The sequence below is a fragment of the Actinomadura macra NBRC 14102 genome, from assembly GCF_001552215.1.
Lineage (GTDB): Bacteria > Actinomycetota > Actinomycetes > Streptosporangiales > Streptosporangiaceae > Spirillospora > Spirillospora macra.
The window spans coordinates 56,152-78,497 of sequence record NZ_BCQT01000026.1 but is presented as its reverse complement, the minus strand read 5'-3'; the positions used below and the strand labels follow the sequence as shown (position 1 = coordinate 78,497).

Sequence of the window (22,346 nt, the reverse complement as noted above, 5' to 3'; positions counted from 1 at the left end):
TCGTGCTCATGGGTCCTCGTCGAAATCGGCGACGCCGCGCTTCCAGTAGCCGGTGATGTCGTAGTCGGCCCTGGGCAGCTTTAGGTCGTCGCGGACCCAGCGACGCAGCGGCTTGAGCACCCCGGCTTCACCGGCGAGCCACACGTACACCCGTTCGCCCGGCGGGACCTCGACCTGCCGCACCGCGTCAGCGAGCAGGCCGATGGTGCCGGGCGCGGCGGCGCCGCGATGCAGCCAGCACACCTCGACCCCTTCCGGCGGGTCCAGCTCGATCTCCTCCCGGGCGTCGGCGACCTCGATGAACGCCCAGCCGCGGGCCGTACGGGGCAGTTCCTCCACCCGCCGCGCGATCGCGGGCAGCGCGGTGATGTCGCCGCCGAGCAGGTAGCGGTCGTAGGGCGGCACGATCAGGCCGCCGGGCGGGCCCGCGACGTGGACGATCTCACCCGGGCGCACCGACCGCGCCCACGCGGCGCCGAGCCCTTCGGTGCCTCCGGCGCCGTGCAGTGCGATGTCGATGTCGAGTTCCCGGTTGACCGGGTCGTAGCGGCGCACCGTGTACTCGCGTGACGTCGGCGCCGGCCGCGGCCAGCGCAGCAGGTCGCCGTCGGGCTCGGGCAGCCGCAGGCTGCCGTCGTCCTCAGGGAAGATCAGCTTGATGTGCTCGTCCGGCGCGTGCGACTCGAACCCGTCGACGCCCGGCCCGCCCAGCGTGACCCGCACCAGGCCCGCACCGATCATGCCGGTGCGAAGCACCTCGGCCGCGCAGACGCGGATCGGGTAGCGGACCTTCGCGGGCACGGTGCCCGCCCGCACCTCGGCGATTCTGGCCAGATGCCCGGTCACTGGTTCACCCCCGTCCGGGCGGGCACGGACAGCGCGGAGAGCGCGTCGGCGGTGGTGGTGACCACGCCGCAACGCTGCGCCACGTACTCGCAGGCCCTGTCGTGCCAGGCGCGGGAGAAGTCGGCGACCGCGTCGGCGACGAAGAAGGGGCGTATGTCGCGCATGAACGCCTCGACGGCCGTGGCCTGGCAGCCGATGTGCGCGTACACGCCGGTGATCAGCAGCTGATCGCGCCCCCGCGCGGTGAGCGCTTCGTGGAACGTGCTGCGCTGGAACGCGCTGTAGCGCCACTTCACCAGCACCGTGTCCACGGGTTCCGGTACGAGCTCGGTCACGATGTCGGCGGCGCGCGGGTCGTCGTCGATGACGGCGCCGATGCCCGGTCCCCAGAACTCGGTGAGCAGCCCGCGGTCGGCGGCGGGTTGGCGGCCCGGCTGCGCGGTGTAGAACACCGGCACCCCGGCCGTGCGCGCCGCGGCCAGCAGGCGTGCGGTATTGGTCGTCAGCTCGGGGATCGGCGACCCGGCGTAGGGAGCAAGGAAGTAGCGCTGGGCATCGTGGACCAGCAAAGCCGCCCGCGCCGGCTCAAGTGGCCAGTGCACCCGGCCGTCGGGCAGTTCGGCCGCCACCGGTAGCGGATACGGTGCGATCTTCGGCAAGGACATCGCTCACCTTTCCCTTTCGTGGGCGGTCAGCGCCGCCCGCAGATCCCGCTTGCTGGTCTTGCCGACCCCGGTGACCGGGAACGCGTCCACCACGCGCACCAGGTCGGGCACCTTGAACGCGGCCACCCCGCGCTCGCGCACGAACTTGCGCAGTTGAACCCCGGTCGGCGCCGCACCGTCCGCGGGCACCACGTAGGCGCAGGTGCGCTCACCGAGGTAGGCGTCAGGGACCGCGACGACGGCCGCGTCGAGCACGTCCGGATGCGCCATCAGGTGGTTCTCCACCTCTTCGGCGGCGACCTTCTCACCGCCCCGGTTGATCTGCTCCTTGGCCCGGCCGACCACCTCCAGGTGCCCGGTCGCGGTGCGCCGCACCAGGTCCCCAGTGCGGTAGAAGCCATCCGGGGTGAACGCGACCTTGTTGTGCTCGACCGCGCGGTAGTAGCCGCGGATGGTGTAGGGGCCCCTGGTGAGCAGCGCGCCGACCGCACCTTCGGGCACCACGTCGGTGGACGCGGCCAGCGGGTTGTCCGGGTCGACCACGCGGATCTCGTCGTCCGGCGATATCGGCCGGCCCTGGGTGCCCAGCACGAGCTCGTCCGGGTCGTCCAGGCGGGTGTAGCAGACCAGCCCCTCGGCCATGCCGAATACCTGCTGCAACCGGCAGCCCAGCGCGGGCCCGATCCGTTCGGCCAGTTCCCTCCCGCACTTGGCACCGCCGACCAGCAGAACGTCCAGGGAGGACAGGTCGTGGCCGGTGCGTCCCGCCGCCTGCACCCAGGCCGCGGCCAGCGGCGGCACCACGCCGGTGATCGTCACCCGTTCCGCCTCGATCAGCGCGAACACGGTGTCGGCGTCCGGGTGCGGTGCCAGCACGATCTTGGCGCCGGCGTGCAGCGCCCCGAGCACCCCCGGCGAGCTGAGCGGGTAGTTGTGCGCGACTGGTAACGCGGCGAGGTACACGCTGTCCGGGGCCAGCGCGCAGATGCGCATGCTCTCCCGCACGCTGTAGAGGTAGTCGTCGTGAGTGCGCGGGATCAGCTTCGGCAGACCGGTGGTGCCCCCGGACAGTTGCAGGAACGCCACTTCGGCCGGGTCCGGGTCGGGCAACTCGCGGGGCTGCGCGGCGGACAGGTCGCTGAACTCCGCCGAGCCGACCACGTGAACCGCCTGCAGCGACGGCACCGCTCCGGCCACCGTGCGCGCGGTGGCCGCGTGGTCGTGCCGCTCGTGCTCGCCGACCGTGATCACCGCGACCGCTTCCGCCTGTTCGGCGATGTGCCGCAGTTCGCTGTCGCGGTGCGCGGGCAACGCGAACACCGGCCACGCGCCCAGCCGCCACAGCCCGAACACCACGGGCAGGAATTCCGGCACATTCGGCAGTTGCACTACGACGCGATCCTCCGCCCGAACCCCGGACTCGGCGAGGCCTGCGGCGATGCGGTGTGCGCGTTCATCCAGTTCGGCGTAGGTCCACCGGGTTTCGCCGCCGACCACCGCGGTCCGCTCGGCATGGGCTGCCGCCAGCGCGGTGAGCAGCGCTCCGAAGGTCTGGCCGCGCCAGTAGCCGGCCGCCCGGTAGCGGGCGGCGGTCTCCGGCGGCCACGTGACGACGTTCGCGCTCACGCCTGCGCCCCCTGTCCGAGCGCCCGCAGCAGGGTCTGGAACTTCGCTGTCGTCTCGTCGAGTTCCTTGTCCGGGTCGGAGCCGGAGACGATGCCCGCGCCCGCGTGCAGCCGCACGATCCGCTCGGACACTTCGGCGCTGCGGATGGTGACGACCCACTCCCCGTCCCCGGAGATGTCGGTCCAGCCGACCAGTCCCGCGTAGTAGCCGCGGTCCGCCGGTTCCAGCGCCGCGATGGCGTCCCGCGCCGCGGCCGGCGGCACCCCGCAGACCGCGGGCGTCGGATGCAGCGCCTCGGCCAGGCCCAGCGCGGAAGAGGCGGGAGCGGCAGGGGTCGCGAGCGTACCGGTGATCTTCGTGGACAGATGCCACATGGTCGGTGTCCCGATGACCGACGGCTGGGCGGGCACGTCCAGGTCCACGCAGAACCGGCCGAGCACGTCAGCGACCCCGGCTGTCGTGTGCGCGTGTTCCGATCTTTCCTTTTCGGACGCCAGCAAGGCGGCGATGCGCCGCCGGTTCTCCGCGGCGTCGGCGCACCGGGGCAGCGACCCGGCGAGCGGGTTGGCCACGACCTGGTCGCCGCGCCGGGACACCAGCAGTTCGGGGCTCGCGCCGACCAGGGTGCGCGGCGCGGGGTCGCCGGGTGCGCTGACGTCCATGGCGAACGCGTGCGCGGAAGGGTCCGCGCGTACCAGGCGGGTCAGCAGTGCGGGCACCGAGACCGGCCCGTCCGCGGTCAGTTCGAGGCCGCGGGCCAGCACCACTTTGCTCAGCTCGCCGCCGTCTATTAACGCCAGCGCACGGCGCACGGCGTCGGTGTAGCAGCTGGGCTCCGGCCGGGGGCTGATGGACCAGCGTCGCGCGGGCGCGTCGGGCAAAGGAGCGTCGACGGGCGCGCCCGCGCGCCGCACCACTGACGGGACGACCAGTGTGGCCGGCGCCTCCGGGCGGAACCCGAGTGCGCCGATCACCACCTGACCCGCCGCACCGCCGACCGTCGCCACCTCGGCCAGCGCCGCCGCGGCCGCGCTCGCCCGATTCCCAGGGGAGCCGCCGACCACGGCGTCCACCCCGTCGGCGAGCAGAGTGCCACGAGTCGAGGAGAAGTAGTACGAGCCGGGCAGATACGCGGCCAGCAGGTCGGCGGCGCGGTAGACGGGGCGGGGGCGCGCCTGCGCGGATACCGACACAGGAAAGGTTCCTTTCCATTGATTAGGTTAGGTTAGCCTAACCTAAATTGGGATGGGTGGGGGTCCGGTCACGCCCGCAGGGTGGCGCCCCCGTCGACGTAGATGTTTTGCATCGTGATGTGCCGGGCGTGGTCGGAGACCAGGAACAGCACCGCGTCCGCGATGTCCGCCGGTTCGGCGACCCGACCGAGCGGAATACCCACCCGGAAGCTGTCCGGGTCGCCGTACAGCACCCGGCTCTCCGCGTTCTCGTCCGTTCCCAGCAGGCGCAGCATGGCGGTGTCGGTGGATCCGGGGGAAACCGTGTTGCAGCGCACGCCCGCGCCCGCCACTTCGAGCCCGAGGCACCGGGTCAACATGGTCGCCGCCGCCTTGGATGCGGCGTAGGCGGCCATCCCGGTACGGGGGACGCCCGCCGCGTTGGAGCCGACGGTGACCAGCGTGCCGCGCCCTCGCCCGGTCATCCGCCGGGCCAGTTCCCGCAGCACCGTGAACACGCCGGTGACGTTCACCGCGAAGGTCGCCGCCCAGTCCTCGTCAGAGGTCTCGCAGACCGTTGCCGGGCGCAGGATCCCGGCGACCGACACACCGATGTCCAGCGGGCCCAGTCGATCCTCGGCCGCTGCGATCGTCGCGTCGACCGCCGCCACATCCGTGACATCGGCGGGGAACGGTATCACCCGATCGGCGCACTGGGCGGCCAGCTTGGTCAAGCCCTCGGCGTCGACGTCGACGGCGGCCACGGTGGCACCCGCGTCGGCGAACGCACGTGCCACGGCCGCACCGATGCCACGGCCTGCACCTGTGACCAGCGCGTTCTTCCCGGCCACGCCTGGCCAGCTCTCCGGCAGCGCCACTCCGATCCTCCTTGTAGTTAGGTAAGCCTTGCCTAACATAGCGATCCCTCAAGCGGACGTATAGACCTATTCGGGCGATGCGCCCCAAAGCCCGCCACGCTCCGCCCTGATGCGAGGGCGGCCGCGGTGGCGGGCGCAGTGGCTCCCGGGTCGGGAACCACCAGAGCCCGGCCAGTTCGGGGAGCCGGCGCCCAGATCAAGTGAGGTGTTGGCACCGTGCAGGCGAACCTGCGCCGCCAGGGGCCGACCTCGGCGGCGACGCGTTCACCGCCGAAGACGCCTTCGCCACCGAGATCGTGCGGATCGCCAGAGACGGCCGAACGGCAAGGGCGGTGACCACTCTTCCCCTTGATGGAAAGGTTAGGCTAACCTAACATCGCCTCGTGGCGCGCGGCTCGTCACCCACATCGGCATAGATGGCGGAAATCCGTTGCCCTGAAGCACCGGCCGCCGCATTGTCCACATCAGACTGATTGGGAGGCCGCATGGCCCAGGAGAAGGCAGGATCTGCATTGGACGCGGATCGGCTGCGCGCAGACGTCGCGAGACTGCTCGGCGAAGCACCCGAGAACATCGATTCCTCGGCCAACCTGCTGGACCACGGCCTTGACTCGATCCGCATCATGAGCCTGGTGGAGCGGTGGCGTGCGGAGGGCGCCGAGATCACGCCCCTGGAGCTCGCCGAAGCGCCGACGCTGGCCAGCTGGATCGAGATGATCGGGCGAAAGACGGCGGCGGACTGAGCGCCCAGACCACGGCGTGGTAGGGCGCGAAATCGCCGACGCCGGGTTCATGGTCGAGCGTGGCGGGAGCTGTCGCTGGGGTGCCAACCGCAGCCGTGCTTCTGGCAGGCATGGCAGGTGACGCATGCCAACACCGGCGACATGGAAGCATTCGGGTGGATCTGCGCAGGTCGACTCGGCCCTCAAGCCAGTGATCGGGCCATTCGGCCAGCGTCATGGCCTTGCTGAGCTTCTGGCCACTGGTGTGCCGGCAACGGATCTCGTCGACCTCCGGCAGCGGCTCCCGCCTCTAGCCGAGCTCGAAAAGCAGCGCTACCAGGTCAGGAATGCCTGCTTGGTCATCGGGGATCGACGACGTCGAATGGGTCCTTGATGTGGTCGAGAGCGTCCTCGGCGTCAGTCCGGCTCTCATAGCCGGCTCACACGTGGTGGGCGATACTGGGATTGAACCAGTGGCCTCTACCGTGTCAAGGTAGCGCTCTCCCACTGAGCTAATCGCCCTGAGCCGTCGCCTCCCGAGGGAGAACCGGCGTTGAGGTGGAGACGGGATTTGAACCCGTGTACACGGCTTTGCAGGCCGTTGCCTCGCCTCTCGGCCACTCCACCAGAATCGAGACCTTCTGGGTCGTAGCTCGAAAGGCCCCTCAGAGCGGAAGACGGGATTTGAACCCGCGACCCTCACCTTGGCAAGGTGATGCTCTACCCCTGAGCCACTTCCGCGTGCACCGCCCTGTGTTGCGGCGACGGGGAAAGATTAGCGCGTCCGGCCGCGTTCCCCAAACCGGGTTTCGTGGCGGGTCGCTTCGACGTCCGTCGAAGGATGGGCCGCATAGGCTCAGGTCATGGACTCCGAACATGTCCTCACCTCCGACTTCGCGCCGGTGGCGGCGCTGCTGGCCGATCGGGCGCGGGCGGCGATGCTGACCGCGCTGCTGGACGGGCGCCCGCTGGCGGCCGGGGAACTGGCGCGGACGGCGGGTGTCAGCGCGCCGACGGCGAGTGCGCACCTGGCGCGGTTGCTGGACGGCGGGCTCGTCACGGTGGTGCGGCAGGGACGGTGGCGGTACTACCGGCTCAAGGGCGCCGACGTGGCGCAGGTGATCGAGGCGCTGTCGCAGATCAGCCCGCCGGTACGGGTGCGCAGCCTGCGCCAGTCGCGGGACGCGAGGCGGCTGCACATGGCGCGGACGTGTTATGACCATCTGGCGGGTGAGGCCGGGGTCAGCCTTTTCGCGGCGCTGGTCGACGGGGGGCTCATCGAGCCCGACGGAGGCGAGACGTACGAGGTCACCGGGAAGGGTGAGGAGCGGCTTGGGGCGCTGGGGCTGGACGTCGCGGCGCTGCGGAAGACGCGCCGGCGGTTCGCCTGGCACTGTCTCGACTGGACGGAGCGGCGCCCCCATCTGAACGGGGCGTTGGGTGCGGCGCTGACCGACCGGATGATCGAGCTGGGCTGGTTCGAGCGGGGGACGACCCGGCGGGCGCTGACCGTCACGGAGGCGGGTCTGAAGGGGCTCGCGGACTCGTTCGGGTGTGTCCTGCCGTGAGTTTCGCGTATGCCGGGGGGTGTCTGGCCACCGGGCTCGCGGACGTGACCAGCGATCTGGCCGCGTTGGATTCGCGAGGCTGGTGGGCAGTCGTGGTCACCTACGAGGGCAAGGTCACGTGTGCGCGGTTCGATTCGGTCCGCCCGGCCCGCCATCCGGCCGGTGCTTGGCACGCGCCAGGGGAGTGGACGAGTTCACTGGACGAGGCCCAGTACGTGGCGGGTGTCGAGCGGATCAGGGCCTCGATCGCGGACGGTGTGGTCTACCAGGCGAACCTGTGCCGGGTGCTGTCCGCGCCGCTGGCGAAGAACGCCGAGATCGCCGGGCTCGGCGCGCGGCTGGCGCGGGGGAATCCGGCGCCGCATGCGATGACGCTGGGGCTCCCAGGGCTGGAGGTCGCCTGCGCGTCGCCCGAACTGTACCTGCGGCGCGACGGCGAGGTCGTGGAGTCCCGTCCGATCAAGGGGACCGGGCGGACGGCCGCGGACCTGCTGCCCAAGGACGAGGCCGAGAATGTGATGATCGTCGATCTCGTCCGGAACGATCTGGGGCGGGTCGCGGAGACCGGGTCGGTGACGGTGCCGGGGCTGTGCGAGGTGGAGGAGCATCCCGGCCTCGTACACCTGGTGTCGACCGTGCGGGCGCGGACCTCGGCGGGGTGGCCCGAGTTGGTGGCCGCGACCTTTCCTCCTGGTTCTGTCACCGGCGCGCCGAAGTCCAGCGCGCTGACGTTGCTGGATGAACTCGAACCCGTTCCGCGTGGGCCGTACTGTGGGGCGGTCGGCTGGGTGGACGCGGACTCCCGGCGCGGCGCGCTCGCGGTGGGCATCCGGAGTTTCTGGGCGGAGGACGGCCTGCTCCGGTTCGGGACCGGCGCCGGCATCACGTGGGGGTCCGATCCGCTCCATGAGTGGCGTGAGACCGAGTTGAAGGCGGCTCGGCTTTTGGAGGTGGCCTCGGGTGACGCAGCCCAGGATCTGGATGAACGGGGAGCTGCTCGATCCTGAGCGGGCCGTGGTGTCGGTGTTCGACCACGGCATGCTCGTCGGGGACGGGGTTTTCGAGACGGTGAAGGCCGCGCACGGGGAACCGTTCGCCCTCACCCGGCACCTGCGGCGGCTGGCCCGGTCGGCGGCGGGTCTCGGGCTGCCCGAGCCCGACCACGACGGGCTGGCCCAGGGCACCCTGGAGGTGCTGGCGGCGGCGCCGAAGTGGCCGCTGGCGCGGATCCGCATCACCTACACCAGCGGGCCGGGCCCGCTCGGCTCGGACCGGGGCGACGCGGGCCCGACCGTGTCGATCATCGCGGCGGAACAGAGCCCGCTCCCCGCGACCGCGGACGTGACGGTGACGCCGTGGCCGCGCAACGAGCGCGGCGCGTTGGCCGGCCTCAAGACCACCTCCTACGCCGAGAACGCGCTGGCGCTCGCCTACGCACGCGAGCGCGGTGGTGGCGAGGCGATCCTCGGCAACATCGCCGACAATCTGTGCGAGGGGACGGGCAGCAACGTCTTCGTGGTGCGGGGTGGGCGGCTGGTGACGCCGCCGCTGTCGGCGGGCTGCTTGGCCGGGGTGACCCGCGAGCTGGTGCTGGAGTGGTGCGGCGGCGAGGAGGAAGACGTCCCGCTGGAGGAGTTCGCCCGGGTGGACGAGGCGTTCCTGACGTCCACGACGCGGGACGTCCAGCCGATCCGGGCGGTGGACGGGACGGTGCTGCCGGCCGCGCCGGGTCCGGTCACCGCCAAGGCCATGGAGGCATTCGCCGCGCGTGCGGCCGACCTGATGGATCCCTGACGAATCCTGGAGGACACACCGACGAATAATGATCTCCAGGGGCTTTACGTGATCTGATTCATCGGTCACGTTGTGTGGTGACGCTTGTAGGAGGTCACCCATGGTTCTCTTCACCGGGTTCTTAACCAGTAGGGGCTTCTCCGGAAGGCGGATCGGCGCGGTGGCCGCGCTCGCGATGGCGGGCGCGGCGCTCGCCGGATGCGGGGGCGGGTCCTCGACCGATCCGAGCCGCGGCAAGGACGACAAGAGCTACAGCCTGACGATCACCCGCAACGCCATCGAGGGCGGCAAGAACACCGAAGAGGCCGAATGGATCGCCAGGACGGTGATCCCGGGCTTCGTCGCGGCACAGAAGGCCAAGGGGGTCGCCGCGAAGGTGACGTTCCGCGGGCAGGGCGTGGACGATGAGGCGTACAAGACCAAGCTCGCTCTCGACCTGAAGTCGCGGTCGGGAGCCGACATCATGGACATCGACGGTATCTGGGTGGGCGAGTTCGCCCAGGCCGGCTATCTCAGGCCGCTGGCGGACGTCGTGGGCTCCCCGGCGGACGCGTGGGACGGCTGGACGAAGATCCCCGGATCGGTGCAGCGGCTGGCCTCGTTCGAGGGCAAGCGGTACGGGGTCCCGCCCGCGACGGACGGCCGCGTCCTGTTCTTCAACAAGAAGCTGTTCGCGCAGGCCGGTCTCCCCAGTGCCTGGCAGCCCCGGAGCTGGCAGGACATCCTCACCGCGGCGCGCGCGCTGAAGAAGGTCCCCGGCGTTACGCCCGTCCAACTGAACGCGGGTACCGCGATGGGCGAGGCGACCACCATGCAGGGGGCGCTGCCCTTGCTGGCCGGGGCCGGCGCGGAGATCTACTCGGGCGGCAAGTGGACGGGCGGCGGGCAGGCCGTCAAGCAGGTCCTCGGCCTGTATGCGCAGATCTACGGGCCGGAAGCGCTCGGCGACCCCAAGCTTCAGCAGGAGGCCAAGGGCCGCGACAAGTCCTTCGAGGAGTTCGCGGCCGGAAAGATCGGCATCCTCGCAGAGGGCGACTACTTCTGGCGCGATGTCATCAACCCCCGGAGCGGCGTCGCGAAGATGAGGACCCGGGACCAGGACGTCGGGTACGCGCTGATCCCCGCCGTCTCGCCGGGCAGGGGCGTGCGCGGGCAGTCGTTCGTGAGCATGTCCGGCGGGGCGGTCACCGTCCTCAACCCGAGCACCAAGCACCCGCAGCAGGCGTTCGAGCTGCTGGCGTTCATGAACTCCGCCGCGATGACCAAGGCGCGCACGGCCGGTACCCCGGAGATCACGTCCCGGACCGACGTGAACCAGGAGATCCTCGCGGGCGACCCGTTCCTGACGTTCGTCTCGGAGAAGGTGCTTCCGGTGACGTCCTACCGTCCGGGTCTCACGGTGTATCCGCAGGTGTCGACTGCCTTGCAGGAGGCCACGGCGGCGGTGGTGTCGGGCAAGAGCGTGGAGGAGGCGGCCTCCACGTACACCAAGAAGGTGGAGGGGATCGTCGGTGGCCCCGCCAGCGTCACCGCGCAGTGAGCTCGGCCCCCTGCCCGGCGGCGGCCGCTCCGGGGTCTCCGGTCGCCGCCGGGCGTTGGCCGGCGGTGACGACGCGGCGGGCCTCGGACGCGGGCGCGCCGCGGCGTTCGTGGCGCCCGCGCTCGTCCTCGTCGCGGTGTTCCTGGTGTTCCCGGCGCTCTGGACGCTCTATCTCGGCGCGACCGACTACCGGCTCACCGGCATCGCGGCGAGCGATCCGACGTTCGTCGGCGCGGACAACTATGGCGACGTGCTCGGCGACGGCGAGTTCCACCGTTCGCTGTGGCTGACGTTCCAGTTCGTCGTCGGGTCGGCGGTGCTGGGCCAGACCCTGCTGGGATTCGCCATCGCGTGGGTGATGCGCGACCGGTCGGGCCCGGTGCGCAGGCTGGTCGAGGGGCTGGTCCTGCTCGCCTGGATCCTGCCGTCGTCGGTGATCGCGTTCCTGTGGATCGCGCTGCTCGACCGCGACGGCGGCACCCTCAACGCGCTGCTGGGCACGCCCGGCACCGCGTGGCTGCTCGACCATCCGATGGGGTGCATCGTGGTGTTCAACATCTGGCGCGGGACCGCGTTCTCGATGATGTTGTACGGAGCGGCGATCGGGAACGTTCCGCCGTCCCATCTGGAGACCGCGCGGCTGGCCGGCGCCTCGACCCTCCAGACGCTCCGGGACGCGGTCTACCCGCGCGTCCGGGGGCACGTGCTGACGAGCCTGTTGCTGGTCAGCCTGTGGACGTTCAACGACTTCACCCCGTTCCTGATCACGGCGGGCGGCCCGGACGGGCGCTCGGAGATCATGTCGGTGTACGTCTACCGGACGGCGCTCGGCGACGGCCGCCTCGGGTTCGGCGCCGCCATCTCGCTCGTCATGATCCTGATCAACCTCGTCATCGCGTTGGTCTACCTGCGGGCCCTGCGCGACCGGGGGCGGGCCGGAAGGAGGACGGCGTGACCCACGGCGTGAACGACGGCGTGAACGACAGGGTCCGGGAGGTGCTGCGCGGGATCGGGTTCGCCACCTTCCTCTCGGCTGTCCTCGGGTTCTTCGCGCTGCCGCTGCTGTGGCTGGCGTTCGCACCGTTCGACGCGAGCCCCGGCATCTCCGCCTCACTGCCCGAGTTCACCCTGCACAACTTCCGTGTCCTGATGGACAACCCGTACGCGCTCGCGTCGCTGCGCAACTCCGTCCTGCTCGCCGCCGGGACGGCCGCGCTCGTTGTCACCTGCGCGGCCCTCGCGGCGTACGCGCTGAGCCGGGTCCGCGTCCCGGGACGCGACGCGCTGCTGTACGTCCTGCTGCTGCTGTCGTCCATCATCACCGGGACGGCCACGATGGTGCCGGTCTTTCTGCTGGCCTTCAATCTGCACCTGATCGACTCGCGGCTCGGGGTGATCCTGGTGCTGACCGGCGGGCTGCTCCCCGCGGCGATCTTCCTGCTGAAGGACTTCACCGACAGCACGCCCGCCTCCTACGAGGAGGCCGCGCGGGTGTTCGGCGCCTCGCCCTTGCAGATCCTGCGGCACGTGGTCGTCCCGGTGATCAGGCCCGGCCTCGCCACCGTCGCGGTGTGGACGGTCGCGCAGGTGTGGGGCGACTTCCTGATGCCGTTCCTGCTGCTGCGCAACCCGGACAAGGCACCCGCGTCGGTGATCATGTACACGTTCTACACCGAGGGCGGGCAGCCGGACCTGGCGCTGATCTCCACGTTCTCGCTGCTGTACTCCCTGCCCGTCGTGGTCATGTACCTGTTCGTGAGCCGCCGGTACGGGTTCCGCTTCCACGGAGGTATCAAGCGCTGATGGCGACCATCACCATTCGCGGGCTGACCAAGGTGTACCCCGGCGGCGTGCGGGCCCTGGACGGCCTTGACCTGGACGTCGCCGACGGCGAGTTCTTCGCCCTCCTCGGCCCGTCCGGCTGCGGTAAGACGACGCTGCTGCGCACGGTCGCCGGCCTGGAGACCGCGAGCGGCGGGACGGTCTGTCTCGGCGGCGCCGACGTCACGCGGCTCCCGCCGGGGCGCCGCGGCGTCGGCATGGTGTTCCAGGACTACGCGCTCTTCCCGCACATGACCGTCCTGGACAACATCGCCTACCCGCTGCGCATCAAGAAGCGCAGCCGCGCGGACCGGCACAGGTCCGCACGCGAGGCCGTCGGCCAGCTGGGGCTTGAGGGCCTGGAGGAGCGCCGGCCCGGGGAGCTGTCGGGCGGCCAGCAGCAGCGGGTCGCGCTGGCCCGCGCGCTGGTCGCCGACCCCCGCATGTTCTTGCTGGACGAGCCGCTGTCCAACCTCGACGCACGGCTGCGGTTGGAGGCCCGCACGTTCCTCAAGCGGCTGCAGCAGCGCCTTGGTGTCACCACCGTGTTCGTCACGCACGACCAGGCGGAGGCGCTCGCGCTCGCCGACCGCATCGCGGTGATGGACGCCGGCCGCGTCCGGCAGCTCGGCACGCCCGCCGAGGTGTTCCGGCGCCCCGCGAACCTCTTCGTGGCGTCGTTCATCGGCTCGACGCCCATGAACCTGCTCCCCGGTATCGTCCGAGACGGGTCCGTCGCCGCCGCCGGGGCGGAGCCGCCCGTCCCGGACGAGGCGCGCGGGCTGGTCAGCGACGGGGAGCCGGTCGTGTGCGGGATACGTCCCGAGTACCTGGACTACAACGAGGAGCCGGTGGACGGGGCGTTCGCCGGAACCGTGTCCGTCGTGGAGCACCTGGGCGGCTCCTCACTGGTGACCCTGGATGTGGAGGGCGAGCCCGTGCGCGTCGTCGTGGGGGAGGGTTTCGACGCCGCCCCGGGCGCCGCGGGCTGGGCGCTGCCCCGCCCCGGCCGCCTGCTGCTCTACCGCGACGGCGAACTGGTGACGCCGGCGCGGGACACACCGTTGATCAAGAATGGGAGACCTCATTGACCTCGCACAGCGGACGCTGGACCCTGGAGGACCGCCTCGAACAAGGGCTGCGCGAGCTGCCCTTCGACGTCCCGCCGGGCACGGCGTCCCTCGCGGTCGAGCTGTCGTTCGAGGGCGGCGTCATCGACCTCGGATGCCAGGGGCCGTCCGGCTTCCGCGGCTGGTCGGGCGGGGCGCGCCGCTCCTTCACGGTGGCCGCGGACTGGGCCACCCCCGGCTACCTGCCCGGCGAGCTGGAGCCGGGAATCTGGCATGTCTGGCTCGGCCTGCACCGGATACCGCCCGGCGGCGTCCCGTACGAGGTGACCGTCACCACGTCCGCCGTCGCGGCCCCGGAGCCGGCCGCACCGCCACCGCCGCCGCGCCCGCCCCGCCCGCCGCGCCGCGACCTGCCGGCGCCCGCCGGGATGCGCTGGCTGGCCGGTGACCTGCACTCCCACACCGTCCACAGCGACGGCACGCTCACCGTCCACGAGCTGGCCTGCCTCGCCGTGTCGCGCGGACTGGACTTCCTGGCGGTGACCGACCACAACACCGTCAGCCACCATCCGGTGCTGCCCGCCGCCGCCGCGCACGCGGGGATCGTCCTGCTGCCCGGCCAAGAGGTGACCACCGACCTCGGCCACGCGAACGTCTTCGGCGACACCGGCTGGATCGACTTCCGCCGCCCGAGCACCGACTGGGTCGCCGCCGCCGCCGAACGCGGCGGGCTGTTGTCGATCAACCATCCGCTGAGCGGCGACTGCGCCTGGCGCCGGTTCCTGCCGGAGAAGGACCGGACGCCCTTCGTGGAGATCTGGCACTCGTCCTGGTGGGATCGGACGTGGGGCGCCCCGCTGGCCTGGACGGACCTGTGGCTGCCGGGCGGCGCCATCCCGCTCGGCGGCAGCGACTTCCACGACCCCGCGCAGCACAAGACACTCGGCGAGCCCACCACGTGGGTCCTCGCTGATGAAGGGGATGTGCTCGGCGCACTCGCGGCGGGCCGCACGTCCGTCTCGGCCGACCCGGGCGCACCCGTCCTGCTGCGCGTGGAGGACGACCTGATCGCGGTCGGCGCGGACGGGACCGTGCTGGTCCGGCCCGACGGGCGGCGCCTGGCCGTCCGCGGTGACCGTGTCCGGATACCGGCGGACGGCCCGGGCATGCACCGTCTGGAGTCCGCCGCCAACGAGGTGATCGCGCTGTGCGGATGAGGGAGCGACACCAGCAGCGCCGATGAAGGAGCGCCGATGAGCGAGCCCGGCCCGATCGTCGTGGTTCCCCACACCCACTGGGACCGCGAGTGGTACCTGCCGTTCCAGCGGTTCCGCCTCCGGCTGGTGTCGCTGCTCGATGGCGTCGTGGACCGGATGGCGGCCGACCCGCGCTGGCGGTTCACTTTGGACGGCCAGATGGCGGCGGTGGACGACTACCTGGAGATCCGCCCGGAACGGCGCGAGGAGATCGCCGAGCTCGTCCGCGACGGCCGGCTCGCCGTGGGGCCCTGGCAGATCCTGCACGACGAGTTCCTGTGCTCGGGGGAGAACATCGTCCGCAACCTGGAGCTCGGGCTGCGACGCGCGGAGGAACTGGGCGCGGCGATGATGGTCGGCTACCTGCCCGACCAGTTCGGGCATTGCGCGCAGACCCCGCAGATCCTCCGGCAGGCGGGGCTGGAGCACGCGTGCGTGTGGCGCGGCGTGCCGTCCCGCGTCCGGTCCCGGTCCTTCGCCTGGGAGGCGCCGGACGGGACGGCGGTCCGTACCCAGTACCTCCCCGAGGGCGGCTACGGGAACGCGGCATCGATGTTCGAGGAGTTCGGGGACGGCGCGGCGCTGCTGCCCGGCCGCGCCGCCGGGTTCGCCGCGTCGATGGGCCGCTGGTACCCGGAGGGCGGGCCGCTGCTGGCGATGTACGGCGCCGACCACACCGCGCCCGCCGCCGACCTCGCCGACCGGATCGCCGGCGCCGGTCCCGGCATGCGGCTGGACACCCTCGCCGGATACTTCGCCGGCGAAGACCCGTCCGTGGACGGCCTGACCCGGGTCCGGGGCGAGCTGCGCTCGCATGCCCGCGCCAACATCCTGCCCGGCGTGATCTCCGCCAGGGTGCGGCTGAAGCAGCTGATGGGACGGGGTGAGCGGCTCGTCGAGCGGTACGCCGAGCCCCTCGCCGCGCTCTGGTACGCCGGCGACGCGCAGCGGTTCCTCGACCTGGCGTGGCGGCACCTCATCGAGGTGAGCTGCCACGACTCGGTCACCGGCTGCGGCAGCGACGAGACCGCCGAGCAGGTCGCGGCGCGGATGGCCGAAGCGGAGCAACTCGGGCGCGCCGTCTGCGACCTCGTGACGGCGGAGCGGGCCGCGGCGGCACCGCTCGGCGCGCACCTGATCTTCAATCCCGCTCCGCACGCCCGCCGGGGCCTGGCCGTGCTGGACGTCCCGTCGTCCGGCACGGCCGGCGTGCCGGGCCTGGTGACGGGGGAGGGGCGGCCCGTGCCCGTCCAGGCTCTCGACGCCGCGCCGACCGTGCTGGACGATGCCGTGCATCCCGCGTCCGACCTGCCCGTCCTGCTGGAGCGGGTCTACGGGCGCGTCCTGTTCGGGCAGGAGATCCGCGACTGGACGGTCTCCCGCGAGGACCGCACCCTCACGTTCCACGTGACGGCCCGCTCGGACGTCCCGTTCGACATCGGCGACGTGCGGGCGGCGCTCCGCGACGCGGACGGGGACTGGCGAGTCCGGATCGTGGCCGACCCGCGCCGCACGGTCGCCGCGCTCGTCGACGCTCCCGCGCTGGGGCTGACCACGGTGGCTCCCGCCGCGTCCGCCGCGTCCGCCGCGGCCATCCCACCCGTGGAGGCGAGCGCGACCGCCCTCGACAACGGCCTGCTGCGCGTGGAAGTGCGCGACGACGGCACTCTCGGCCTGCGCACCATGGCCGGCCACGCCGTCGAGGGGGTCGGCCGGATCGTGGACGGCGGCGACCTCGGCGACTCCTACAACCACGCACCGCCCGCCGACGACCGCCTGGTCGAGACACCGCTGACCGTCGCTGTCCAGCCGGTGTGGTCGGGACCGCTGGTCGCCGCGCTCGACATCGTCCGGACCTACCGCTGGCCCGCGTCCGGCGACGTCCGGGGCCCGGTCCCCGGCGAGGGCCGGTCGGACGCCGGGGAGGACATCACCGTCGTCACGCGCGCCGAACTGCGGGCGGGCGAGCCGTTCCTGCGGCTGCGCGTCACCTTCGACAACCGGTGCGACGACCACCGCGTCCGGCTGCACGCGCCGCTGCCCCGGCTGGCCGGATCGTCGTTCGCCGAGGGCCAGTTCGCGGTCGTCGAGCGGGGCCTGACCGCGGAGGGCGGTTTCGGGGAACGGCCCGTCCCGACCTATCCGGCGTCGGGCTTCGTCGCGGCGGGCGGCCTCGCCGTCCTGCTGGAGCACGTCACCGAGTACGAGGTCACCGGAGGCGGGCGGGAGCTGGCCCTCACCCTGCTGCGTTCGGTCGGCTACCTGTCCCGCGACCGCAACGCCCACCGCGACCAGCCCGCGGGCCCGCAGCTCCCGACTCCGGGGGCCCAGTGCCGGGGCGAGCGGACGGTCGGCCTCGCCGTCCTGCCCTACGACGGCGACCGGCCGGGCGAGGAGATCCTCCGCGCCGCCGAGGAGTACCGGCACGACCTGCTCGCGGCGCCCGGGTACGGGCCGTCCGATGCGCCCGTCCCCCCGTCCCGCGAAGGTGTGTCGATCACCGGTGCCGGGGTGGTCATGACCTCGCTGCGGGCTCGCGGCGGCTGGATCGAGGTCCGGATGGTCGCCCAGACGCCCGCGCCCGCCACGGCCGTCCTGCGCGGCCCGTTCACCGAGGCCGGCCGTGCTGACCTGCGCGGACGCCCCGGCGCGCCGCTGGACGTCCGGGACGGGACGCTGACGCTCGCCCTCCGCCCCTGGGAGATCGCCACCGTCCGGCTCAAGCTCTGAGCAGGAACGCGTTCCGGTCAGCCGTCGGCGGCCGCCAGCGCGGCGCCGACGATACCGGCGTTGTTGACCAGCGTCGCCGGGACGATCGGGGCCCGCACGTCCTTGATCAGCGGGAGGAAGTGGTCGGCCTTCTTGCTCACCCCGCCGCTAACGATGATCAGCGACGGGGAGACCAGCGCCTCCAGATGCGCCAGGTACTCGCTGAGCCGCTTCGCCCACTTCTCCCAGCTCAGGCCGTGGTCCTCGCGCGCCTTGGCGGAGGCGCGCGTCTCGGCGTCCTTGCCGTGCAGCTCCAGATGCCCGAACTCGGTGTTGGGGACGAGGACGCCGTCGGTGAACAGGGCGCTGCCGATGCCCGTCCCGAGCGTGAGCAGCAGGACCGTGCCCGGATGGTCCCGCCCGGAACCGAGCCGCATCTCCGCGATCCCGGCCGCGTCGGCGTCGTTGAGCAGCGTCACCGGACATCCGGTCGCCTTGGCCAGCAGCGCCTGCGCGTCCAGCCCGATCCAGTGCTTGGACACGTTCGCCGCAGACAGCGTCACCCCGTCGATCACCACGCCCGGGAACGTGATGCCGACCGGCCCGTCCCAGCCGAAATGATCCACGATCTTGGCGGCGACCTCGGCCACCGGCTCGGGAGCCGCCGGACGGGGCGTCGCGATCCGGAACCGCTCGCGGGTGAACGCACCGTCCGACAGGTCGACCGTGGCGCCCTTCATGCCCGTCCCGCCGATGTCGATCCCCAGCATTTCCGTCGTCATGTCCCCCTTCATACCCTTTTGAGCTACCCTTCGACGGCCCGCAGGCCGATCACCCCGATCAGGATGAGGGCCAGGCAGGCCACACGGGCCGGGGTGACGCTCTCGCCCAGCGCGACCATGCCGGTGACCGCCACACCGAGCGCGCCGAGCCCGACCCAGACCGCGTAGGCCGTCCCGACCGGCAGATCCCGCAGGGCCACCGACAGGACGACGACGCTGAGCAACGACACCGACAGGCCGACGACGCCCGGCCAGAACCGGGTGAGCCCGTCCGACTGCTTGAGGGCGGTCGCCCACACCAGCTCCATCAGCCCCGCGATGACCAGGAACACCCAGGGCATCAGGCCGCGTACCCTCCGTCGACCGCGATGGACGCCCCCGTGACGTACCCGCCCCCTGGACCCGCCAGATGCGCGACCATGGCCGCGACCTCCTCCGCGCGCCCGTACCGGCCGAGAGCGGTGAACCCCCGCTCGTACTCGGCGTCGGGAGAGTCCGCGGGGTTCATCTCGGTGTCGGTCGATCCCGGCTGCACCACGTTCGCGGTGATGCCGCGCGGCCCGAGATCGCGCGCCAGCCCTCGGGTGAGGCCGATGAGCGCCGACTTGCTCATCGCGTACAGCGTCCAGCCCGGATAGGGGACGCGCTCGGCGAGGCTGCTGCCGATGTTGACGATGCGCCCGCCCGGCCCCAGATGGCGAGCGGCCGCCTGCGCCGCGACGAACGCGGCCCGGACGTGGATCGCCAGCGTCCGGTCGATCTCCTCGGGCCGCACGTCCTCCAGCGGACCGTATGGGGCGATACCGGCGTTGTTGACCAGGATGTCCAGCCGCCCGAACTCCGCCGCGGCGCGATCCACCGCGGCCGTGACCGCCACCGGGTCGGCCGCGTCGGCGGCGACCGCGAGGCCCCGCCGTCCCACCGCCTCGATCTGCCGGACGATCTCGGCCGCCCGCTCCGGAGCCCGCACATAGGTCACCGCGACGTCGGCGCCGTCCCGCGCGAGACGCAGCGCGATGGCCGCGCCGATGCCACGCCCGCCGCCGGTCACCAGCGCCGCCCGTCCCGCCTGCTCCACCGTCATCCCGACCTCCAGGAAGTAATCGGAAAACTTTCCGTTTAAGGAGGTTAACCGGAGAGTTCTCCGGATACAAGTCCGCTACCCTGCTGACCGTGCGGAGAGAGGACGGGATGCGCGAACTGCCGGTCGTGGGCCGTCCGCCCGCCGAGCGCGCCGACGCGGCGCTCAACCGCCGCCGCATCCTGCGCGCCGCCGCCGAGGTGATCGCCACCCGCGGCGCCGAAGCCGTGACCATGGACGAGGTGGCACGGGCCGCCGGCGTCGGGGTCGGCACGGTGTACCGGCGCTTCGGCGACCGGGCCCGCCTCGTCTACGCCGTGATCGACGACCGCGAGCGCGAGTTCCAGGCCGCCTTCATCCAGGGCCCGCCGCCGCTCGGCCCCGGCGCCGCCCCCCGCGACCGCGTCCGCGCGTTCCTGCACGCCCTGGCCGACCGCACCGACGCCCAGGCGGACCTCCTGCTGATGGCCGAGTCCGACCCGCCCGAGGCCCGTTTCAGGGACGGCTCGTACGGCCTCTACTGGAACCATCTGGCGATCTTGCTCGCCCAGATCCGCCCGGACGCCGACGTCGCCTACCTGGCCGATGCCCTCCTGGCGCCGCTGGCCGCCAACCTCTTCCTCCACCAGCGTCGCACGCGCGGCATGACGGTCGAGCGGATCAAGGCGGGGATGGACGCGCTCCTGGCGGGAATCGGCGCGGATTAATCACCGTAAGGGCTTCATACGGGACTCGCCGGCCCGCCAGACTGGGAGGATGAACGACTTCGATCTTCTCGTGCTCGGGTCGGGCCCCGGTGGGCAGCGGGCGGCCATCGCCGCCGCCAAGCTCGGCCGGCGCGTCGCCATCGTCGACCGCCGCGAGATGATCGGCGGCGTCTGCATCAATACCGGGACGATTCCGTCCAAGACGCTCCGTGAGGCCGTCCTGTACCTGACCGGCCTCAGCCAGCGGGAGCTGTACGGGCAGAGCTACCGGGTCAAGGACGAGATCACCGTCGCCGACCTCGGAATGCGCACCCAGCACGTCATCGGCCGCGAGGTCGACGTCATCCGCAGCCAGCTCGCCCGCAACCACGTCACCGTCCTCGCGGGAGCGGGCCACTTCCTGGACCCGAACACCATCGGCGTCACCGGCGGCCCGGACCGCGAGCGCAAGGTCACCGCCGACCACATCGTGGTCGCCACCGGCACGACCCCCGCCCGCCCCGACACGGTCGCGTTCGATGACCGGACGATCATCGACTCCGACGGGATCCTGCACATGGACCGCGTCCCGGAGACCATGGTCGTCGTCGGCGCCGGCGTGATCGGCATCGAGTACGCCTCGATGTTCGCCGCCCTCGGCACCAAGGTCACCGTCGTCGAGCGCCGCGAGCGGATGCTGGAGTTCTGCGACCTGGAGATCGTCGAAGCCCTCAAGTACCACCTGCGTGACCTCGCCGTCACCTTCCGGTTCGGCGAGACGGTCGCCTCCGTCGAGCGGATGGCGCACGGCGCGATCACCGTCCTGGAGAGCGGCAAGCGCATCCCCGCCGACACCGTCATGTACTCGGCCGGCCGGCAGGGCATGACCGGCGAACTGTCCCTGGAAGCCGCCGGGCTCGCCGCCGACCGCCGCGGCCGGATCAAGGTGGACGAGAACTACCGCACCGAGGTCCCGCACATCTACGCGGTCGGCGACGTGATCGGCTTCCCGTCCCTGGCCGCCACCTCGATGGAACAGGGCCGCCTCGCCGCGCACCACGCCTGCGGCGAGCCCGTCCAGGAGATCCACGAGCTCCAGCCGATCGGGATCTACACGATCCCGGAGATCAGCTTCGTCGGGCGCACCGAGGACGCCCTCACCGAGGCCAAGGTGCCGTTCGAGGTCGGCGTGTCCCGCTACCGCGAACTGGCCCGCGGCCAGATCATCGGCGACTCCTACGGGATGCTCAAGCTCCTGGTCTCACCCGAGGACCGCTCACTCCTCGGCGTCCACGTTTTCGGGACGGGCGCGACGGAACTCGTCCACATCGGACAAACCGTGATGGGCTGCGGCGGCACCGTCGACTACCTGGTCAACGCCGTGTTCAACTACCCCACTCTCGCCGAGTCCTACAAGGTCGCCGCCCTGGACGCGATGAACAAGATGCGCCACATCGCCCGCCTGACCCAGTGATCAGGACGGCCAGAGCAGGTTCTCCAGCTCGGCGTCGATGTCGATGAACTCCGATTCCTGCCCGGCGGGAACGGCCTGGTAGGTGCGGTGCAGGAAGTCGGCCAGCGGGGACAGGGGCACCTCGAACAGGGCGTTGCCGAACGGCGACGACAGCGCGATGTTCAGCGAGGTGTCGTCATCGGGCGCCGTGGGCCAGACCTCGACGTCACCGTCCCCGACCCTGCGCACGATCCCGACGGTGAGAAGCTCGCGGGCGAAGATCCACTCCACCGGCTCGTCGTCGCCCACGTAGAAGGCCATGCGGATGGCGTAAGGATCGTCCGACGCGTACTCCAGCCCGGCCAGCAGGGGGACGGCCGTGCGGTCGGGGACGACGAGACGGAGGCCCAGCTCTGCTGAGACGGTGGTGCTGCTGTCCATGGCCATTCCTTCATACGTCGGTACCGCTGGCTCGCGGGCGATCGGTGAGCTGCTTCTCTTCCCTCTCACGGATGTCCCCGCGATCTATGACGCCTAACTGCCGGAACTCGGCCGAACATTCCACCGGCCCCGGGCTTTGTGATCCATCTCACCCTGTCAAAAGTATCCCCTGACCTGGGCAAAAGCGGATCTTTCGGGAGGATCCTCTAGGTGAGGAGGTGCGGCATGTGTAACGA

At 71.6% G+C, this 22,346-nt stretch carries 21 protein-coding genes and 3 tRNA genes; 12 read left to right on the top strand and 12 right to left on the bottom strand.

Features of this window, described 5'->3' with window-relative positions; genetic code table 11:
- Positions 1–6: 6 nt before the first annotated feature.
- The 5 genes from AMA02S_RS35480 to AMA02S_RS35460 all read right to left on the bottom strand — a co-directional run bounded on the left by AMA02S_RS35480 (position 7) and on the right by AMA02S_RS35460 (position 5,187).
- The gene (locus AMA02S_RS35480; RefSeq protein ID WP_067467933.1) at positions 7–846 is read right to left on the bottom strand and encodes a siderophore-interacting protein; all 840 of its coding nucleotides are present in this window, start codon (positions 844–846) and stop codon (positions 7–9) included.
- Entirely contained in the window at positions 843–1,511 is a 669-nt protein-coding gene (locus tag AMA02S_RS35475) for an isochorismatase family protein (protein WP_067467931.1), read from the bottom strand. Before AMA02S_RS35475 ends, AMA02S_RS35480 begins: the two co-directional genes overlap by 4 nt.
- Before the next feature lie 3 nt (positions 1,512–1,514).
- Complete coding sequence (locus tag AMA02S_RS35470) at positions 1,515–3,137, bottom strand: (2,3-dihydroxybenzoyl)adenylate synthase (protein WP_067467929.1); 1,623 nt, start codon at positions 3,135–3,137, stop codon at positions 1,515–1,517.
- Positions 3,134–4,330, bottom strand: coding sequence for an isochorismate synthase (locus AMA02S_RS35465; RefSeq protein ID WP_067467926.1), 1,197 nt, complete (start codon positions 4,328–4,330; stop codon positions 3,134–3,136). Before AMA02S_RS35465 ends, AMA02S_RS35470 begins: the two co-directional genes overlap by 4 nt.
- Before the next feature lie 68 nt (positions 4,331–4,398).
- The gene (locus tag AMA02S_RS35460; RefSeq protein WP_245667974.1) at positions 4,399–5,187 is read right to left on the bottom strand and encodes a 2,3-dihydro-2,3-dihydroxybenzoate dehydrogenase; all 789 of its coding nucleotides are present in this window, start codon (positions 5,185–5,187) and stop codon (positions 4,399–4,401) included.
- A 485-nt stretch (positions 5,188–5,672) separates the two neighbouring features.
- Between AMA02S_RS35460 and AMA02S_RS35455 the strand changes: the two genes are divergently transcribed.
- A complete protein-coding gene (locus tag AMA02S_RS35455; RefSeq protein WP_067467924.1) occupies positions 5,673–5,930 on the top strand; it encodes a phosphopantetheine-binding protein in 258 nt (85 codons plus the stop codon).
- 426 nt (positions 5,931–6,356) lie between these two features.
- Here AMA02S_RS35455 and AMA02S_RS35450 read toward each other — a convergent pair.
- The 3 genes from AMA02S_RS35450 to AMA02S_RS35440 form a co-directional block, all read right to left on the bottom strand.
- Positions 6,357–6,431: transfer RNA gene (locus AMA02S_RS35450), tRNA-Val, on the bottom strand.
- Between the two features lie 34 nt (positions 6,432–6,465).
- Positions 6,466–6,536: transfer RNA gene (locus AMA02S_RS35445), tRNA-Cys, on the bottom strand.
- 42 nt (positions 6,537–6,578) lie between these two features.
- Positions 6,579–6,650, bottom strand: a tRNA-Gly gene (locus AMA02S_RS35440).
- A 122-nt stretch (positions 6,651–6,772) separates the two neighbouring features.
- Here AMA02S_RS35440 and AMA02S_RS35435 point away from each other — a divergent pair.
- From AMA02S_RS35435 to AMA02S_RS35395, 9 genes are all read left to right on the top strand, one after another.
- Positions 6,773–7,477, top strand: coding sequence for an ArsR/SmtB family transcription factor (locus tag AMA02S_RS35435; protein WP_067467922.1), 705 nt, complete (start codon positions 6,773–6,775; stop codon positions 7,475–7,477).
- Positions 7,474–8,484 carry a chorismate-binding protein gene (locus AMA02S_RS35430; protein WP_245667973.1) on the top strand — a complete coding sequence of 337 codons (1,011 nt, stop codon included), beginning with the start codon at positions 7,474–7,476 and terminating at the stop codon, positions 8,482–8,484. The genes AMA02S_RS35435 and AMA02S_RS35430 overlap by 4 nt, the downstream gene beginning before the upstream one ends.
- A complete protein-coding gene (locus AMA02S_RS35425; protein ID WP_067467918.1) occupies positions 8,459–9,271 on the top strand; it encodes an aminotransferase class IV in 813 nt (270 codons plus the stop codon). The genes AMA02S_RS35430 and AMA02S_RS35425 overlap by 26 nt, the downstream gene beginning before the upstream one ends.
- A 100-nt stretch (positions 9,272–9,371) precedes the next feature.
- On the top strand, positions 9,372–10,811 hold the full coding sequence (locus tag AMA02S_RS35420) for an extracellular solute-binding protein (protein ID WP_084265948.1): 1,440 nt from the start codon (positions 9,372–9,374) through the stop codon (positions 10,809–10,811).
- Positions 10,783–11,766, top strand: coding sequence for a carbohydrate ABC transporter permease (locus AMA02S_RS35415; protein ID WP_245667972.1), 984 nt, complete (start codon positions 10,783–10,785; stop codon positions 11,764–11,766). Before AMA02S_RS35420 ends, AMA02S_RS35415 begins: the two co-directional genes overlap by 29 nt.
- A complete protein-coding gene (locus tag AMA02S_RS35410) occupies positions 11,763–12,614 on the top strand; it encodes a carbohydrate ABC transporter permease (protein ID WP_245667971.1) in 852 nt (283 codons plus the stop codon). Before AMA02S_RS35415 ends, AMA02S_RS35410 begins: the two co-directional genes overlap by 4 nt.
- A complete protein-coding gene (locus tag AMA02S_RS35405; protein ID WP_067467916.1) occupies positions 12,614–13,723 on the top strand; it encodes an ABC transporter ATP-binding protein in 1,110 nt (369 codons plus the stop codon). Before AMA02S_RS35410 ends, AMA02S_RS35405 begins: the two co-directional genes overlap by 1 nt.
- Positions 13,720–14,919: a CehA/McbA family metallohydrolase gene (locus AMA02S_RS35400; protein ID WP_067467913.1), complete on the top strand. Its 1,200-nt coding sequence runs from the start codon at positions 13,720–13,722 to the stop codon at positions 14,917–14,919. Before AMA02S_RS35405 ends, AMA02S_RS35400 begins: the two co-directional genes overlap by 4 nt.
- Before the next feature lie 36 nt (positions 14,920–14,955).
- A complete protein-coding gene (locus tag AMA02S_RS35395) occupies positions 14,956–17,688 on the top strand; it encodes a glycoside hydrolase family 38 N-terminal domain-containing protein (RefSeq protein WP_067467909.1) in 2,733 nt (910 codons plus the stop codon).
- Positions 17,689–17,705: 17 nt separating this feature from the next.
- Here AMA02S_RS35395 and ppgK read toward each other — a convergent pair whose 3' ends face one another.
- The 3 genes from ppgK to AMA02S_RS35380 are packed head-to-tail and all read right to left on the bottom strand — an operon-like array spanning position 17,706 to position 19,533.
- Positions 17,706–18,449, bottom strand: a complete 744-nt coding sequence (gene ppgK, locus AMA02S_RS35390; protein ID WP_067467906.1) for a polyphosphate--glucose phosphotransferase — start codon at positions 18,447–18,449, stop codon at positions 17,706–17,708.
- Between the two features lie 23 nt (positions 18,450–18,472).
- Positions 18,473–18,790 (bottom strand): DMT family transporter, encoded by a 318-nt coding sequence (locus AMA02S_RS35385; protein WP_067467902.1) that lies wholly within the window; start codon positions 18,788–18,790, stop codon positions 18,473–18,475.
- Positions 18,790–19,533 carry an SDR family oxidoreductase gene (locus AMA02S_RS35380; protein WP_067467899.1) on the bottom strand — a complete coding sequence of 248 codons (744 nt, stop codon included), beginning with the start codon at positions 19,531–19,533 and terminating at the stop codon, positions 18,790–18,792. Before AMA02S_RS35380 ends, AMA02S_RS35385 begins: the two co-directional genes overlap by 1 nt.
- Positions 19,534–19,622: 89 nt before the next feature.
- On the opposite strand from AMA02S_RS35380, the gene AMA02S_RS35375 reads away from it, so the two are divergent.
- Positions 19,623–20,237: a TetR/AcrR family transcriptional regulator gene (locus AMA02S_RS35375; RefSeq protein ID WP_245667970.1), complete on the top strand. Its 615-nt coding sequence runs from the start codon at positions 19,623–19,625 to the stop codon at positions 20,235–20,237.
- A 49-nt stretch (positions 20,238–20,286) separates the two neighbouring features.
- On the top strand, positions 20,287–21,690 hold the full coding sequence (sthA, locus tag AMA02S_RS35370; protein WP_067467894.1) for a Si-specific NAD(P)(+) transhydrogenase: 1,404 nt from the start codon (positions 20,287–20,289) through the stop codon (positions 21,688–21,690).
- On the opposite strand, the gene AMA02S_RS35365 is transcribed toward sthA, so the two are convergent.
- A complete protein-coding gene (locus AMA02S_RS35365; protein WP_067467892.1) occupies positions 21,691–22,110 on the bottom strand; it encodes an SsgA family sporulation/cell division regulator in 420 nt (139 codons plus the stop codon).
- Between the last annotated feature and the right edge of the window lie 236 nt (positions 22,111–22,346).

Coding starts and splice junctions, on each gene's coding strand:
- sthA (WP_067467894.1), top strand. CDS start 20,287: ATGAACGACTTCGATCTTCTCGTGCTCGGGTCGGGCCCCGGTGGGCAG.
- AMA02S_RS35475 (WP_067467931.1), bottom strand. CDS start 1,511: ATGTCCTTGCCGAAGATCGCACCGTATCCGCTACCGGTGGCGGCCGAA.
- AMA02S_RS35380 (WP_067467899.1), bottom strand. CDS start 19,533: ATGACGGTGGAGCAGGCGGGACGGGCGGCGCTGGTGACCGGCGGCGGG.
- AMA02S_RS35365 (WP_067467892.1), bottom strand. CDS start 22,110: ATGGACAGCAGCACCACCGTCTCAGCAGAGCTGGGCCTCCGTCTCGTC.
- AMA02S_RS35425 (WP_067467918.1), top strand. CDS start 8,459: ATGAACGGGGAGCTGCTCGATCCTGAGCGGGCCGTGGTGTCGGTGTTC.
- AMA02S_RS35385 (WP_067467902.1), bottom strand. CDS start 18,790: ATGCCCTGGGTGTTCCTGGTCATCGCGGGGCTGATGGAGCTGGTGTGG.
- AMA02S_RS35435 (WP_067467922.1), top strand. CDS start 6,773: ATGGACTCCGAACATGTCCTCACCTCCGACTTCGCGCCGGTGGCGGCG.
- ppgK (WP_067467906.1), bottom strand. CDS start 18,449: ATGACGACGGAAATGCTGGGGATCGACATCGGCGGGACGGGCATGAAG.
- AMA02S_RS35395 (WP_067467909.1), top strand. CDS start 14,956: ATGAGCGAGCCCGGCCCGATCGTCGTGGTTCCCCACACCCACTGGGAC.
- AMA02S_RS35405 (WP_067467916.1), top strand. CDS start 12,614: ATGGCGACCATCACCATTCGCGGGCTGACCAAGGTGTACCCCGGCGGC.
- AMA02S_RS35455 (WP_067467924.1), top strand. CDS start 5,673: ATGGCCCAGGAGAAGGCAGGATCTGCATTGGACGCGGATCGGCTGCGC.
- AMA02S_RS35420 (WP_084265948.1), top strand. CDS start 9,372: ATGGTTCTCTTCACCGGGTTCTTAACCAGTAGGGGCTTCTCCGGAAGG.